This is a genomic window from Sorangium sp. So ce119 (assembly GCF_051524405.1).
Taxonomy (GTDB): Bacteria; Myxococcota_A; Polyangia; order Polyangiales; family Polyangiaceae; genus Sorangium; species Sorangium cellulosum_G.
Genome location: NZ_CP150310.1, coordinates 8,675,652 through 8,691,309 on the forward strand (window position 1 = coordinate 8,675,652; position 15,658 = coordinate 8,691,309).

Consider the following 15,658-nt stretch of genomic DNA (forward strand, 5'->3'; position numbering starts at 1 on the left):
CCCCTCGGGCGATGGCGCTCGGCGCCTCGCGGGCCGAGCTGCCCCCGGCGCGCGCCGCCAGGGGAGTTTTGCCCCACGCGGGGAGTTCCGGGGCGCCCTGGATCGACGCGCGCCGCGCCGCGACCCCCTTGAGAACGCGCACGCCTCCTGCATGCTCCTCCAACGTACTCCATGCGGCTCGCCAGCAAGCTCACCGTCGCCCTCGTCCTCGTCATGTGCGCCGTGCTGAGCCTCTACGGCTACCTCTCGGTCCGACGCGAGCGGGCGCTGTTCGAGGCGGACATGCGGCGCGACGAGCACCTCATCGGCAGCGCCCTGCGCGCGGCGATGGTCGAGATCTGGCGCCGGGACGGGATGGACGAGGCGCTCCGCGTGCTCGGCAAGGCGAGCGAGCGCGAGGACGGCGTGAGCTTCCGCTGGGTGTGGCTCGACGCGCCGGCCGGCGACCGCTTCGCGCCCGCGCTGCCCGCCGCCGAGATCGCCGAGCTCTCCGGGGGGACCGAGGTGTTCCGCCTCCAGCGCGAGGGCGACAGGAGCGGGCGCTTCTACACGTACGCGCCCGTGCCCGTGGACCCGGCGCGCGTCGGCGCCATCGAGATCTCCGAGTCGCTCGGGGAGGAGGAGTCGTACGTCCAGGCGAGCGTGGTCAACACCGTGACCACGATCGTCGCCCTCGCGGCGCTGAGCGGCCTCCTGGCCATGATCTTCGGGCAGCTCCTCGTCGGGCAGCCGACGCAGCGGCTGGTCGACAAGACCCGGCGCATCGGGAAGGGCGACCTCGGCGGCCCGCTGCTCCTGCCGCAGCGCGACGAGCTCGGGGAGCTCGCCCGCGAGATCAACGCGATGTGCGATCACCTCGCCGAGGCGCGCGAGAGCGCCGCCCGGGAGGCGTCCGCGCGCATCGTCGCGCTGGAGCAGCTGCGGCACGCCGACCGCCTCGGCATCGTGGGCAAGCTCGCCTCGGGGCTCGCGCACGAGCTCGGCACGCCGCTCAACGTGGTCGGCGGCCGCGCCAAGATGATCGCCCGCGGCCTGCCGCCGGAGGAGGCGGCGGACAGCGCGCGCATCATCGCCGAGCAGGCGGACCGGATGACGAAGATCATCCGGCAGCTCCTCGACTTCGCGCGCCGCCGGGTCGCGCAGAAGGCGCCGCACGATCTCGCGCACATCGCGCGCCAGACGCTGCAGCTCCTCGATCCCCTCGCCCGCAAGCGCGGCGTGGCGCTGCGCCTCGACGACGTGGGCCCGGCGCCGGCGCGCGCCGAGGTGGACGCCGGGCAGATGCAGCAGGTGCTCACGAACCTCGTCATCAACGGCATGCAGTCGATGAAGCGGGGCGGCGAGCTCACCGTGCGCGTCGAGCGGGCGCGCGCGCGCCCTCCGGCCGATCACGGCGGCGCCGAGGGCGAGCACCTCGCCGTCCGGGTGATCGACGGCGGCGAGGGGATCGAGCCCGACAACGTCCACCGCATCTTCGAGCCGTTCTTCACCACGAAGGACGTCGGCGAGGGCACCGGCCTCGGGCTGAGCGTCTCGTACGGCATCGTGCGCGAGCACGGCGGCTGGATCGACGTGGAGAGCAAGCTCGGCGAGGGCTCGACCTTCACGGTGTACCTCGCCCCGAGCGGCGAGGAGGCCGCGCGGCCGGCGGCCGGGGACGAGGGCGCGCCCGCGGCGGAGCGGGGCGGCGCGGCCGGGGCGGCGGCGCGGCCGCGGGCGAGCGTCATGGTGCGCGGGGAGAGCGAGGAATCATGGGCAGGCGAGCGCTGATCATCGACGACGACGAGGCCATGTGCGCGTGGCTGGCGGCGGACCTCCGCACGCGCGGCGTGGAGGCGACCACGCGGACGTCGCCGGTCGAGGCGCTCGCGTTGCTCGAGGAGGACGAGGGCTTCGACGTCATCCTGACCGACCTGAACATGGGCGGCATGAACGGCATCGAGGTCTGCGGCCGGGCGGCCGAGATCCGGCCGGACGTGCCCGTCGTGGTGATCACCGCGTTCGGCAGCATCGAGACGGCGGTGGAGGCGATCCGCGCGGGCGCGTACGACTACGTGACCAAGCCGGTCGACATCGAGACGCTGGCGCTCGCGCTGGAGCGGGCGATCGCGCACCACGCGCTCAAGGCCGAGGTGCGGCGGCTGCGCCGCGCGGTGGCCGGGCCGGGCGCGTTCCCGGACCTCGTCGGCCGGAGCGCCGCGATGCGGCGGGTGCAGGACATGATCGAGCGCATCGCCGACGCGGAGGCGACGGTGCTCATCACCGGCGAGAGCGGGACGGGCAAGGAGGTGGTCGCGCGGGCGCTGCACGAGCGGAGCCGGCGCAAGGGGGGGCCGTTCGTGGCGATCAACTGCGCGGCCGTGCCGGAGTCGCTGATCGAGAGCGAGCTGTTCGGCCACGTGCGGGGGGCCTTCACCGACGCGCGGGTGGCGCGCCCCGGGCTGTTCGTCGAGGCGAACGGCGGGACGCTGCTGCTCGACGAGATCGGGGAGCTGCCGCTCGGGGTGCAGCCGAAGCTGCTGCGCGCGCTGCAGGAGCGCCGGGTGCGCCCGGTGGGCGGCAGCGCCGAGGTGGCCTTCGACGCGCGCATCGTGGCCGCGACGAACCGCGACCTCGACGCGGCGGTGGAGGAGCGGCGGTTCCGGGAGGACCTGTACTACCGCATCAACGTGCTCCACGTGGAGCTGCCGCCGGTGCGGGCGCGGGGGAGCGACGTGCTGCTGCTGGCGCAGCGGTTCGTGGAGGACTGCGCGGCGCGCTCGGGCAAGGAGGTGGTGGGCCTCTCGCCGGCGGCGGCCGAGCGGCTGCTCGCGTACTCGTGGCCGGGCAACGTGCGGGAGATCCAGAACTGCGTCGAGCGGGCGGTGGCGCTGACGCGGTACCAGGAGATCACGGTGGACGACCTGCCGGCGAAGATCCGGGAGCACCGGCCGTCGCATGTCATCGTGGCGGCGGACGATCCGTCGGAGCTCGTGCCGCTCGAGGAGGTGGAGCGCCGGTACATCCTGCGGGTGCTCGAGGCGGCGGGCGGCAACAAGACGCTGGCGGCCAGGATCCTCGGGCTCGACCGGAAGACGCTGCACCGCAAGCTGGAGCGGTGGGAGCCGCCGGCCGGGGGGGCGGCGAAGGGCGGCTGAGGGCGGCGAGGAGGAATACCCCGGGCGGGGAACGGCGCCCCGCCGGGGGTGGGGCGAGGCGGGGCGTGCAGGCGCGGGCGCGGGGCTGGGGGACGCCGGGGGGGCGCAACCTGGGTCGGCTCCGGCGCCCAACCTGGGTCGGCTCCGGCGCCCAACCTGGGTCGGCTCCGGCGCCCAACCTGGGTCGGTTCCGGCGCCCAACCTGGGTCGGCTCCGGCGGCGCCCAACCTGGGTCGGTTCCGGCGCCCAACCTGGGTCGGCCCAACCTGGGTCGGTCGCCCCAACCTGGGGCAGCCGTGGCCCCCAGCCCTGGCCCCCAACCTCGGTCGGTTCCGGCCACCGCGGACGGCACGCTGCCTGCAATGAGGCCTCTCAAAGGAGAAAGCCCGATGCCCGCCGAGCTGTTACGCGACCTTACCTCGTTCCTCGATGCGCCCCCTGGCCCGGTGCCGAGCGCCCAGCTCGGCGAGTCGCCCGTTCGCGTGCTGCTCGCCGAGGACGACCGCGAGCTGCGGCTTCTGCTCGCCACCGCCCTCCGCCGCGACGGCTACGAGGTCCTGGAGGCGCGCGACGGCAACCACCTCCTCGAGATCATGGGCGAGTCGCTGATCTCCAGCGGCGGCGCTCCGCTCGACATCGTGGTGAGCGACATCCGCATGCCCGGCAAGAGCGGCCTCGAGCTCCTGGCCGGTCTGCGCCGGGACGACTGGTCCACGCCCGTCGTCCTCATCACCGCGTTCGGCGACCCGGAGACCCACGCGGAGGCCTACGGCCTGGGCGCCGACGCGGTGCTCGACAAGCCGCTCGACATCGACGATCTGCGCGTCGTGGTCCAGGCCCTCGTCAGGATGCGCCGCTGACCCGCCGCGCGGCTGCGCGCGCTCCCTCATGCTGCCGTGTCGCCAGCGCGCGCTCAGCGGGGGCCGCGGCGCGCGCCCGTGAACCGGGCATGATGGGCCCGGTACGCCTCGTTCCACCGCCCCACGAGCGACCGATCCTCGGCCAAGCGCTGCCTGAAATGCGCGTCGAGCTGCATTTTTTCGCCGACGCTGATGCCGTACCGGCGGAGGATCTCCTCCTGCTTCCCGGGTTCGACGACGAGCTCGAGGGTGAGCGAGGCGTGCTGTTCGAGCGTGAGCCGCGGCAGCGGAGGCAAGGGGCTCCCTGGCGAGGCGCTCGCCGGTGCGCGCCCGCTGCCGGGAGTCCCGCCGGAGGGCTCCTTTGCGAAAGGGAGCGCCGGGCCACGCGGGATGGCGAGGCTCAGCGACGTGCCGGTGAGCGCCTCTGGCGCGCGGTTCACCGCCGGCTTTGCGGGACCGGGCATGGCCAGCGGCGAGGGGCGCCCCGGCTCCGCGGCCGCGAACGGCAGCGCCGGTCCGCGCGGAACGTCGTCCGGTAGCGGCGCCGTTCCCGCGAGCGCTGGCGGCGCCTGAACGACCGGCGGCATCGAGTCTCCGCGGCCAGCGCTCGCCCCGGCGAACGGGAGCGCCGGGCCACGTGGAACGCCCTCGGGCAGCGGCGCGGTGCCGGTGAGCGCTCCGGGCGCGCGATGGACCACCGGCCTTGCGACACCGGGCGCGGCCAGCGGTGAGGGCCTCCCCGGATCTGCGGCCGCGAACGGCAGCGCCGGCCCGCGCGGAACATCGACGGACAGCGCGGTGCCGGGCGGGACCGGCGCGGCTCGAGGCGCGGGCGGCTCCGGTGGAGACCCGCCGGGCGCTCCGGGCGCGGTCGGCGCCTTGCTGGCGCCGGGGCGATAGGCCGACGGAAGGACGAGCGGCGACTCCCACGCTGCGTCCACGGGCGCGGTCTCCACCGGCGCTGCGCGGGTGCTCGTGGCCGACGACGGGGTGAGCTCGCCGGGCTCGATGCGGAGCTCGGGCAAGGCGGTCGTCGCCCCCTGGGCGAGCTCCGTGGCCCGGTCCTGAAGCTCCGTGGATCCGGCCATGCGGCGCGCCCACAGGCGCGACAGTCTCGAGACGTCGCTCACGCGGAGTTGCAGGCCGCCCAGGAGCTCGAACGGCGACGGATGACTCGAGTAGGCCTTCAGGAACGACGTCCAGGCGGTGAGATCGGCTTCGAGCGGCGAGATGCGCCGACCGAGCCGATCCTCGGCCGCGGCGAGCCTGCTCTCGTAGGAGGCAAAGAGGCCTTTGCCTTCCTTCTGCGACTCGTCGACGAGGCGCACCTTCCACGCGGCGTCAGCGCCGGGCCAGGATGCCGGCGCGATGCCCTCGACGGCGAGGACGGCAGGGAGCGCGAAGCCTTCAGCCAGGGCCGCGCTGACCGCGGCGAACTGGGTGAGCGACACGCCGTGGAGCACGGGATCGAGCCCGGCGTCTGCGGGTCCACCGGCTGAGGAGGCGTTCACCGAGCCGATTCTAGCGAAGCCACGCGCCCCGGGGCACGTTCGCGCGGCACTTCAACGGCGTCGCCGGGCGGGTTATCCTGCGTCCGGAGAGGGGGTCGCGATCGCGATGGGCGCGCCGGGAGCGAAGCAAGGGGATCGGGTCGCGGCCATCGACACGCATGTGGTGATGGTCCCCTCGCCCGCTGGGCCGGTGCCCACGCCCACGCCGATGCCCTTCTCCGGGCAGCTATCGGGCGAGCTCTGCTCCACGGTGTTCATCGACGACAGGGCCGCGGCGGTCCAGGGCAGCAAGGCGATGAACAGCCCGGCGCACGTGCCCGCGGCGGGTCCGTTCCAGAGGCCTCCTTCGAACGAGGCCTCGGTTCACCGGGGGAGCTCGCGGGTCTTCTTCGACGGGAGAGAGGCCGCCCGGATGGGCGATCCGGCGATGACCTGCAACGACCCTCAAGACGTGCCGAACGGCACGGTCGTGGCTGACGGGACGGTCTTCGTCGGCGGCTGAGCGCGGTTGGCGAGGGAGCAGCTCGCGGATGGAGGATTGTCTCGATCCGGTCGGTCGCATCGCTGTCCCAAACGATCCGGCCGGGTGAGCACGGAGGGGTTCCGGAGGCTGCCGTCGAAGCTGGTCGCCGTCCCGAGGCGGCGCACGTTTCCCGCGGGTGGTGCCTTCTTTTTTGCTGATAGCATCCACCCATGCTCTCGGTCGCGTGCGTCAACTGTCACCGCGACGTACACGCGGAGGATCTGGACGAGCTCGCTGGCCTCGCCGTGCGCCGCGTCTTCAAGACCGTAGTCGATGTGCCACGCGCGAATCGCCGCGCCGCCGACGACGATCTCACGGAGCTGGAGTCGCATGGCCCCATCTCCACGCCGCCGGAGTTCTCGGTGCGCGTCACCGACATCAATCAATCCACACGGTTCTGGTGACAACCGAGCAGGTTCACTCAACCGTCATGACTCCCCGAGGTTGCTTTTCGCACATCGCAATCGGAGGTAGGATCCGCCCATGGTCACGATCGCATGCGTCCGCTGCCCCAACATCTCGACGGCGAAGGAGCTGGACGAGGAATTCGGCTTCGCCGTGTGCCGGAGCTGTGGCACCGTGTTCGAAGTCGCTGCCGCGCGTACCCGCGAGGTCCGCGAGGAGAACCCCTGGTTGCGACCGCCTCGTGAGCTCCCCGCACCGCCGTCGTACACCGTGAGCGCGACCGATGTGAATCCGAAGGATTATCGGGGACATGTGAAACGCGAGCTCGAGATGAGCTGGCCGGTGGACGACATCAGAATTCCCCGTTGGGCCAGCGTGTTCTTTGCATCGCTGATGTGGCCAATCACCGGCTATGCCGCCCACGCTGCTCTCCAGTACGAAGGCCCCGATCCCGAGCTCCTCCTCGGGGCGATGGCGCCCTGTGTACCCCTGGCCCTCTTCACCGCCTATCTCATGTTCATTGCATTCGCGAGCCGGACCCATCTCACCATCAAGAGCGGCACGCTGCAACTCCGTCAGAGACCTCGAATACCGTGGTACAGCGACATCGACCTGAAGACCGAAGACATAGATAAGCTATTCTGCGCAAGACACATATCGGGTCGTCATAAAGGGACCGTCTGCTTCTCGTTAAGTGCCCGCTTGCGCTCTGGCAAGGTGCTTCCACTGGTGCCCCGGATGCATGGTGTAAAAGCGGCGATGTTCCTGCAGCAGCGCCTGAAAGAGGCCCTGGAGCTACCATCGGAAACGAGCGTGTCGGCGGCGAGCCTTCTCGACGACATCGAGCGCGTCGAAGCGGAGCGTGCACGGAGGGGAGTACCCCGAGGCGATAGTCTGATTGACAACCAGGGCTAGGCGCCCCCGTCGGAGCGCTCGCCCGTCCTCCACCCTACGGATGAGGGCACCGCCCCAGGGATCACGCAATCATCTGAATGCATGCATACCAGGGCCGGGCCCGAACGGGGTGGTCGCGAGCGCGGACGAGTTCACGATCTGCTGAATATGCTCTTTGGACAGGCCCGCCTTTTCAAGCGCGAGAACGACCCAGTAGTCATTTACGGCGTTCGGCAGCAAGCCCTCCCGCGTGAGCTTCTCGAGCTCCTCCATCTCGACGAGGATCAGGCCATCGCGAGACTCCATGTATCCCCCGAGCGCGTCGGCACGTATCGAGCTGAGGATACCATGGCAGATCTTGTTGGTCTTCGACATCTCATTGTCACCAGAATCGATAACCTGCATGAAGCTCACCGCCCCCGACGCGAGGATGCATGCAAGCGAGATTGCGCCAAGCACGGGCATCGCGACATTGGCGACCGCACACCCAGCGAAGATGGCCATTCCCGCGGAGCCGACGGCACCGAACATGGCACTGGTAGCGCCGTACCAATCCTGTTCACGAATTGCTTTGAAGTAGGCGAGTCCCCCCGAAATCGCTCCCGCAGCACCCCCTACAGCTCCCAGTACGTTACCCACCTTTGTCAGCGCCTTGGCGACCGGTTCAAGACGACCGACTACGGTCAAAAATGTCTCGTAGGTACCCAGCACCACAGATGCGCTCCCGACGCCCTGCGACGTGCAGTCTAACAGCGTGAGGACAGCGTTTCTGTCACCTGATTTTTGAGCCTCTCGGATCGCGAGCGCGGTACCGAGCAGGCTGAAGAGCACCATGGCCCCCTTCCATGCGACGGTGCTCTGCGCGACGCCGGCCATCTCCTCGCCGTATTCGCTCCTGAGACCCGCGAGCACCTCCGGGTTTTCGTCGATGAGGGCGACGCTCAGCTTCTGCTTGAATTCACCGTCTGGGACATGGCTCACCACGTACCCGGTGAGCTCGTTCATCTTGCGATTGTACATCGTCACCCCGCGCTCGAGATCGAGGAGCTCCGGGTGCGGGCCGCGCCACGAGGCCAACTCCGTCAAGTCCACCTGGACCTTGCTCAGCACATTGAACGATTCCTGCACGATCTTCGGGAATTGCCGGAGCGCGTACACCTGAAGGAGCGCGATGGACAGGCTGGGTGGACCTGCCAGATTACCAACGACCGTCAGCGTGATGCTCGTCCCCTTGCCGACCAGGTTCAGCAGTACCTCGGTCGGCGAGTCGCCCCCGATGCTGTCCGGCGTCTCGGCGTGGCGCGGCGGCATGTTATCGAGAAGCTGCTTGAGGACATCATCGTGCTCGCGCGGCGCGCACTCGCCGAGCGCGAGGTGACCTTCCGCGACCGTCACCGTCAGCAGATCGACGAGCTGCGCGATCGCCGGGTGCCCCTGTAGCCAGCCACCATGAACCGACGCGGCCCAGGTCTTGAGCATCTGCGCATGCGCGCTCGACCCGAGCAGGAGCTCGCGCAGCCTGCGCTCCTCTGCCCGGATGTCCGCCACGGCGTCGACCGTGAAGCTCCGACGTGAATTGAGGAGCTCCGCGAGCGCCTGCTCCGCTGTGCCAGCGCGGATGGGCATCGCGATGAGGACCTGGTGAACCTTCGGGAGAATGGTATCGACGATCCGGACGATCTCGGCGCCCTGCGAGGGCATCCCGCCCTGGGGCGCGTTGGCCGACGCCTCCGCGATCGCCCGCAGCGCCTGGAGCTTGTAGATGATCTGGAACCGAGCCAGCATGGCGTCATTCGCCGCATCCAGGAGCCTCCGGATGTTGGCCGTGGCGTCAGCGACCTCCACGATGTACTGCTCCACCGCCAGGGCGGGCTCATCGATCAGCCTCTTCTGCGCCCCCGGCGCGGCGACCGCCTTCGGCAGCGGCGTGACCTTGCGCAGCACGTAGTCGATCGCGACGCCGTCCTTCCGCACCGCGAGGCCCCCCGGCCTGCTCGCGTACGTCTTCCAGTCGAACCCCTCCTTCACCGTCGCGTAGCGGTACCGGGAGTTCTGCCAGTAATCGAAGAGCATCTTCGCCGGGTTCTCGGGCCCCGGATCCGCGAGCTTCTTCTCCCCGTAGATCGTCTCCGGGTACGCGCTCGGGTCCCTCTCCCGCAGGTGCTTGCAGAGCTCCGCGAGCGTGCCGATCGAGCCGGGGATCTCGCCCGGCTCGTGCCACTCGTAGAACGGCTTGCCGCTGTGGAACCGCCGCGCGCGCCACGGCTCCCCCCAGCCGCTGCGATCGAGATCCACCTCGACCTCGGTCCCCGCCGTGAAGGTCGCGCACCGCGGGACGCCGGCCGCCGGGATGCCATAGGGCGTCACGAACGCGCCCTGCACGTCCGGCGCGCCGCCCCGCGCGATCCGCTCGTCCTCCGCGGTCCAGATGTATCGAACTGACGGTAGCTTCGCCATGAATCCGTGTCCTGTCCCGCGCTCAGAGACGGTGTCGCGCTTCCAGCGCGCGGCGCGTCTCGTCGTCCACCGCGCCGGTCACCGCCAGCCCCTGCTCCCTCTGGAACGCCATCAGCGCCAGCGTGACGTCCTCCGCCTCCACCTCCCCGATCGGCGGCAGGAAACCCAGGTTGCGCAGGCGCTGCGCCACCCCGCTCGGCTCGTCGATCGGGTCGAGATCCCCGACGAGCACCGGGATGACCAGGCCCGCGTCCGGCAGCCGCAGCTCCACCTCGCGCACCAGCACGGGTACGTCGAAGGCCGCCTCCCCCTCCGCCGTCGTGGTGCCGCAGATCGGCTCGACCCCCTCGCCCACCCCGTGCACCTCGAACCGCTGCCCCGCCAGCGACCGCACCGCGGACTCGAGCTGGAGCTTCACAGGAATCGTCGGCACCCTGGCCTTGTACCGGTTCATCGTGCCAGCGGAAAGTTCCAGCGCAGGCGCAGGCTCGGCCGGCACGTGGAGAACGTCCCCCGGGTGGAGCAGGTCCATGTTCTTCCGGCGCTGCGAGAGCGCCTGGTTCTTCTCGTGCCGCCAGAGCGTCTCGGCCTCCATGCCAAACCGGAAAGCGAGCTTCCGGAGATGGTCTCCCTGCTGGATCACGTACGGTACCCACGGCTTCGCCACGTCAAAGCCTCCTTGTCCTGTTCACGCCACGGCCCCGGGCGCGCGCCCCGCCCCCTCAGCCGTACGCCAGCTCGGTCAGCTCGGGAAAGCGGATCTTCGCCTTCACGCCCGCCGGCAGATCGATCACGGCCTTGCCGCCGCTGTCGGTGACGCCCGTCCGCTGCGACCCGTCCTCGAGCAGGATCAGGAAGCGCTGGTGTCCGAGCGGACGCCCCTTGTCGTCGACGAGGGCTATCTCCGTCGGCGGCTCCTTCTCGGGCGGCGGCTCCTCGGTCGCCTGCTCCGGCGAGTTGAGCAGAATCTTCTCGCCGTCGACCTTCACCTCCGTCCCCATGGCGAGGCTCGCCCTCTCGGTCTTCACGAGCAGCTTGTCGCCGAGGTGCGCATAGGCCCCGTCGGACGAGATCTTGATACCTTCCTTGCTCGCCTCGACGCTCCCCCTCTCGCCGGCCACGCGCACCACCGGCCCGTGAAGCTCGATGCCGTCCTCGCCGATCCGGATCGACGTGTTCCCGCAACGCAGCGTGATCCCGCCGCCCGCCGTCAGGACGAGCGCGTCGTCGGCGGACACGGTCGCGACCCCCTCGACCCGGAGCGTCATCGAGCGCTTCGCGTCGTGCTTGCCCACGATCACCGTGTGGTGGCCCGTGACCCGCGTCGTGAGATCCCCGAAATACCGCCGCTCCGCCGCGCCGCGCACCTCGACGTCGTCGCGCCCGTCGACGCGGATCGCGCGCGCGACGCCGACCCGCTGGTCGAGGCCCTTCTCGACGACGTCGCGCCGCGCGCCGAGGTGCCGGACCGCGGCGTCGCCCCGGACGATGTCCTCGCGGTCGCCGAGCACCTCGCTGACGGCGTCCTTGACCACGGTGTCGTGCCGGCTCCCCGCCACGCGCAGGCGCTCGTCCGCGTGCACGATCATCGTGTGGTCGTGGCGGACGACCTCGTCGAGATCCGACTGCGCGTGGATGTGGATTCGCTCCTTGCCCGCCGCGTCCTCGAAGGAGATCTCGTTGTGCCCGCGGCCGCCGGGGACCGATCGCGTCCGTATCCCGCTCTGCGTCTTGCTGGCAGGCAGCAGGAAGGGCGGCTGCTGCGTGGCGTTGTAGAGCGCGCCGATCACGACGGGCTTGTCCGGATCGCCCCCCTCGAACGTCACGGCGACCTCCATGCCCACCCGCGGGAAGAACTGGTGCCCGAACCCGGCGCCTGCCCACGGCTGCACCGCGCGGATCCAGCAGGACGCCGTGTCGTCCTTCGTCCGGCGGCGGTCCCAGTGGAACAGCACCTTGACGCGACCCAGGCTGTCGACGTGCACCTCCTCCCCGGCGGGGCCGACCACCGTCGCCGTGATCAGCGCCTGCACCGTGCGTCGACGGGGGCGAGAAGGAACATAGGTGACCCGCGCGGGCACGCAGGTGAACGCGTTTTGGTAGAGCTCCTGATCGCTGGCGACGCTGCCCCGGTGCTCGATCGACGTGACGACGTGCTCCCGGTTGAGGTCGCCGATCGGGTGGTCCTCGAGCCGGAAGCGATGACCGGGCGCGAGCGCCGCGCAGAGGCTCCGTCCCTCGGCGACGACGCGCTTGCGCGACGTCTGGCGGCGGATCCGGCGGGCCACCTCGCCCACGTCCTTCCAGTCGGGAAAGAGGAAGTGCCCGTCGTGCTCGTACGTCTCGAGGGCGCGACGGGAGACGAGCCGCCGGAGCGCCTCCGCCGCGTGGTCGACGGCGCCGGAGGCGGGCTCGTCGTCCTCGTCGCGGCTGACGAGCGTCGCGTTCGGGCGATCGGGATCGTACTCGCGGTACTCGGCGACATCGGAGCGGACGCGCCGCACCGCCTCGAACGCCGTGACCTTGTCGGCGCGCTCGGTCACCAGGCCGAGCGTCGAGAGGTAATGGAGCGAAGGCGCGCCGAGACCTACCGTGACCGGCCCCAGCGAGCCCTGCGTCGGCACATCGAGCGCCGCCGCCGCGCCCGCGACCGCCCCGAGGAGGCCGTCCGACGCGATGGCCGGGTACGTCGACGCGTCGTCGCCGAAGACCACCGTCTCCTCGGGATACGCGAGGCCGGCGGCCGCGGTCTGGACGAACGCCGCGACGTCGGCGGCCGGGGCCGGAGAGGCGAGCGTGGCGGCCGCGGCGTGAGCGAACGCCTCGATGTCCGCGGCCGCGGTGGCGAAGCCGTAGAAGATGCCCGCCTCCGCGAGCAAACGGCTCACGAAGGCGAGGTCGCTCTCCTCGTACTGCGTGATGTACGGCCTGACGGGGTACTCGCGGGTGAGCTCCCAGCGCGTGGACATGCCCGCTCCGCGGAGCACGTGGTCGACCACCTGGTCGACGCGCTGGTTCTGGAAGATGCGCGAGCCGCGCTGGTGCCGCAGCAGCGCGATCGCCGGCACGAGGCGGAAGGTGTACTGCGCCGCCTCGTGGTGGGGGCGCACGCCCTCCGTGCGCACCGCCGCGACGACCCCGGGGATCACGCGCGCGGGGCCGCCGACGCGGAGGACGAGCGCGGCGCGCTGGCCGAGCGCGATGCGCTCCAGATCCTCGCCGACGAACGCCCGGGAGGTGACGGTGACCTGGAACGCGTAGGGCCTGCTGAGCGCCTCCCGCCCGCGGATCGCGTGCACACGGAAGTGGCCTGGCGGGAACGGGAATGCCGAGAAGAGATACGGGTCGGCGCTCCCGGGAAGTCGCACGTCGGCCGAGATGGAGGCCTGGATCGTCATCGGGGGTCCTTGCGCTGTCGTCGTGGCGTCGGGCCGCGCGGTCCGGCGAGGCCGGGCGGCACATGCGCCATGCGGCGCGCCAGCGTAGGGCAGATCGTATCCGACGAACCAACGGCTGGGCCGACCGCCACGACGCGCGCCGGCACCGCGGCCGCGATCGCCCGCCGCCGCAGCGAAGCGCCTCGTCAGCCGCTCGCCCCGCCGCGCCGACAAGGCGCCCTCTCAGCCGCTCACGCCACGTCGACGGGCAGCCGGCGCGGCTCCCCCGCGCGCTGCGCCTTCAGCCGCTCCCGGCGCATCTTGTGCCAGGCGAGGATCCCCGCGTCCGCGCGCACGAAGCGGCACGCGCTCAGGTCCGCGTGGCGCGGCTCCGACGACGCGAGCATCCGCGCGTCGTCCGGCTGGATCAGCAAGAACTCCAGCGAGAGCCCGAGCCAGGCGAGCGCGCGGCCGACCCCCGGCACCGGCACGTAGTACCGCCCCACGATCGCCGTCCGCTCCGCGTCGATCGGCGCGCACCCGGCCACGCCCGCCATGCGCCCGCCCATCGTCAGGCGCAGCACCCCGGGAAACCGCAGCTCTATCGCAAATTTCCACCCCCGACGCCCGTCCCACGGCTTCCCGTCGTCGTGGCGGAGCACCCCTTCGGCGTGGATCGTGTCGCCCTCCACGCGGACCTCGAACGGGTCGAGCAGCGCGCCGACGCCGACGACCCACGGACGGTGCGCGAACGGCAGGTGGTGCACGTCGAGCATGCCCTCCATCGCGCGCTCGAACGGCACGTCCCACTCCATCGTGGCCGTGTGGGCGTGCCGCTCGTCGGGCGGCAGGCCGTCGAACCAGGGCAGCGGCGGCAGCTCGGCGGGCCGCTCGCCCCAGTAGAGCCACACGAGCCCCCGGTGCTCGCGCACCTCGTAGCGCGTCAGCGCGAGCGTGACGCCGCCGCCGCCCGCGCCGGCGACCCTCTCCACGCCCGCCGCCCCCGTCGCCCCGCGCCCCTCGCATGGGATCGCGACGCAGCGCCCGTCTCCGGCGTACCGGAAGCCGTGGTACGGGCACTCGATCGCCCCGTCGACGACGCGCCCGAGGCCGAGATCCGCGCCGCGGTGCGGGCAGCGCGCCCGCGCCGCGACCAGCGCGCCGCGCTCGTCCCGGAACAGCACGATGCGCGTCCCGAAGCGCTCGACGGTGACCGGCCGCTTGCCCACGGTGGACCCGTCCGCGATGATGTACCAGGCGCCCTCGACGAACGCGCCGCGCCCTTCCTCGATGCCGTCCCTTCGCATGTCGCTCCTCCGATCGCCTGCAATCCTGGGGATGGCTCGGCGGGACGGCAGTGACAGCGCGCGCCACAAGGGCTGACATGCGGCGCCAGGCGTCCCGGGCCCCGGAGCGCGCGCCGACGATCTGGGCCCGCCTCGCCGGGCAGCTCGCGGACCACGCCGCGCAGCGCGGGGCCGATCGCGCGGCGCTGCTCGAGGCCGCGGGCCTGCCGGCCGCGGCGCTCGACGACCCCGACGCCCGCGCGCCGCTCGCGGCGTTCTACGCGCTCCTCGAGGGGGCCGTGGCGGCGGTCCGCGATCCGCACCTCGGCCTGGACTTCGCGGGGCGCTTCCAGCCGGAGCAGCTCGACGCGCTCGGCTTCCTGGCGATGAGCAGCCCGAACCTCGGCGAGGCGCTCGGCCGGATGCTCCGCTACCAGCAGCTCTGGAGCGAGGGGGAGCGCTACACGCTCGAGCTCCGCGGGGGCCGCGCGCACCTCGGCTTCACGCCGTTCGGGCCCGACCGGCCGGCCCACGGCCAGGTGGCGGAGATGTTCGCGTTCGACGTGCTCGTGAACGGCGGGCGCATGAGCGGCGCCCCGATCGAGGCGGTCGCGGTGAGCTTCCGCCACGCGGCGGCGGGGGATCCGGAGGAGAAGGCGCGGCGGCTCGGCGCGCCGGTGCGGTTCGAGGCGCCGCAGACCGAGCTGGTCCTGCCGGCGGAGGCGCTGGCCCGGCCGCTGCCGCAGGCGAACGACGCGCTCGCCGCCTTCCTGGAGCGCCAGGTGGGCGCCCTCGCGGCGCGCCTGCCCGGCGCGGCGCCGTCCGGGCAGGCGCTCGCGGACCGCGTGCGGGCGCTCCTCGCCGAGCGGCTGCGCGAGGGGGCCGACCTGGGGGCGCTCGCGGCGCGCCTGCGGATGAGCCCGCGCACGCTGCAGCGCCGCCTCGGCGACGAGGGGACGTCGCTGCACGCCCTGCTCGACGAGGTCCGGCGCGGCCGCGCGGCGGCGCTCCTGGAGGCGGGCATGGCGATCGGGGAGGTGGCCTACCTGCTCGGCTACTCGGAGCCGAGCGCGTTCCACCGGGCGTTCCGGCGCTGGACCGGCGAGACGCCGGAGGCGTTCCGCGCCCGGGTCAGGGGCGCCGAGCCGCGCTGAGCGCTCTCAGCCCATCAGCCCCTGAGGCATCCCCTCGAATTCTACCGCCGCGCC

The 15,658-nt window shown here is 71.9% G+C and carries 12 protein-coding genes; 7 read left to right on the forward strand and 5 right to left on the reverse strand.

Features of this window, described 5'->3' with window-relative positions; genetic code table 11:
- Positions 1–171: 171 nt before the first annotated feature.
- The 3 genes from WME76_RS32795 (at position 172) to WME76_RS32805 (ending at position 3,997) form a co-directional block, all read left to right on the forward strand.
- Positions 172–1,770 carry a sensor histidine kinase gene (locus WME76_RS32795; RefSeq protein ID WP_437956176.1) on the forward strand — a complete coding sequence of 533 codons (1,599 nt, stop codon included), beginning with the start codon at positions 172–174 and terminating at the stop codon, positions 1,768–1,770.
- Positions 1,752–3,137 carry a sigma-54-dependent transcriptional regulator gene (locus WME76_RS32800; RefSeq protein WP_437956177.1) on the forward strand — a complete coding sequence of 462 codons (1,386 nt, stop codon included), beginning with the start codon at positions 1,752–1,754 and terminating at the stop codon, positions 3,135–3,137. Before WME76_RS32795 ends, WME76_RS32800 begins: the two co-directional genes overlap by 19 nt.
- 389 nt (positions 3,138–3,526) lie before the next feature.
- Positions 3,527–3,997, forward strand: coding sequence for a response regulator (locus WME76_RS32805; RefSeq protein WP_437956178.1), 471 nt, complete (start codon positions 3,527–3,529; stop codon positions 3,995–3,997).
- 53 nt (positions 3,998–4,050) lie between these two features.
- On the opposite strand, the gene WME76_RS32810 is transcribed toward WME76_RS32805, so the two are convergent.
- Positions 4,051–5,508 (reverse strand): hypothetical protein, encoded by a 1,458-nt coding sequence (locus tag WME76_RS32810; protein ID WP_437956179.1) that lies wholly within the window; start codon positions 5,506–5,508, stop codon positions 4,051–4,053.
- A 106-nt stretch (positions 5,509–5,614) separates the two neighbouring features.
- Between WME76_RS32810 and WME76_RS32815 the strand changes: the two genes are divergently transcribed.
- From WME76_RS32815 to WME76_RS32825, 3 genes are all read left to right on the forward strand, one after another.
- A complete protein-coding gene (locus tag WME76_RS32815; RefSeq protein ID WP_437956180.1) occupies positions 5,615–6,010 on the forward strand; it encodes a PAAR domain-containing protein in 396 nt (131 codons plus the stop codon).
- A 191-nt stretch (positions 6,011–6,201) separates the two neighbouring features.
- Positions 6,202–6,435: a hypothetical protein gene (locus tag WME76_RS32820; protein ID WP_437956181.1), complete on the forward strand. Its 234-nt coding sequence runs from the start codon at positions 6,202–6,204 to the stop codon at positions 6,433–6,435.
- Between the two features lie 79 nt (positions 6,436–6,514).
- Entirely contained in the window at positions 6,515–7,351 is an 837-nt protein-coding gene (locus WME76_RS32825) for a hypothetical protein (protein WP_437956182.1), read from the forward strand.
- A 69-nt stretch (positions 7,352–7,420) separates the two neighbouring features.
- On the opposite strand, the gene WME76_RS32830 is transcribed toward WME76_RS32825, so the two are convergent.
- The 4 genes from WME76_RS32830 to WME76_RS32845 all read right to left on the reverse strand — a co-directional run bounded on the left by WME76_RS32830 (position 7,421) and on the right by WME76_RS32845 (position 14,471).
- Positions 7,421–9,787, reverse strand: a complete 2,367-nt coding sequence (locus WME76_RS32830; RefSeq protein ID WP_437956183.1) for a hypothetical protein — start codon at positions 9,785–9,787, stop codon at positions 7,421–7,423.
- A 22-nt stretch (positions 9,788–9,809) separates the two neighbouring features.
- Positions 9,810–10,454 carry a peptidoglycan-binding domain-containing protein gene (locus WME76_RS32835; protein ID WP_437956184.1) on the reverse strand — a complete coding sequence of 215 codons (645 nt, stop codon included), beginning with the start codon at positions 10,452–10,454 and terminating at the stop codon, positions 9,810–9,812.
- A gap of 55 nt (positions 10,455–10,509) precedes the next feature.
- Complete coding sequence (locus WME76_RS32840; protein ID WP_437956185.1) at positions 10,510–13,185, reverse strand: type VI secretion system Vgr family protein; 2,676 nt, start codon at positions 13,183–13,185, stop codon at positions 10,510–10,512.
- Positions 13,186–13,415: 230 nt separating this feature from the next.
- Positions 13,416–14,471, reverse strand: a complete 1,056-nt coding sequence (locus WME76_RS32845) for a Rieske 2Fe-2S domain-containing protein (RefSeq protein ID WP_437956186.1) — start codon at positions 14,469–14,471, stop codon at positions 13,416–13,418.
- 77 nt (positions 14,472–14,548) lie between these two features.
- Here WME76_RS32845 and WME76_RS32850 point away from each other — a divergent pair, with 77 nt between their 5' ends.
- Positions 14,549–15,604 carry an AraC family transcriptional regulator gene (locus tag WME76_RS32850; protein WP_437956187.1) on the forward strand — a complete coding sequence of 352 codons (1,056 nt, stop codon included), beginning with the start codon at positions 14,549–14,551 and terminating at the stop codon, positions 15,602–15,604.
- Positions 15,605–15,658: the final 54 nt, after the last annotated feature.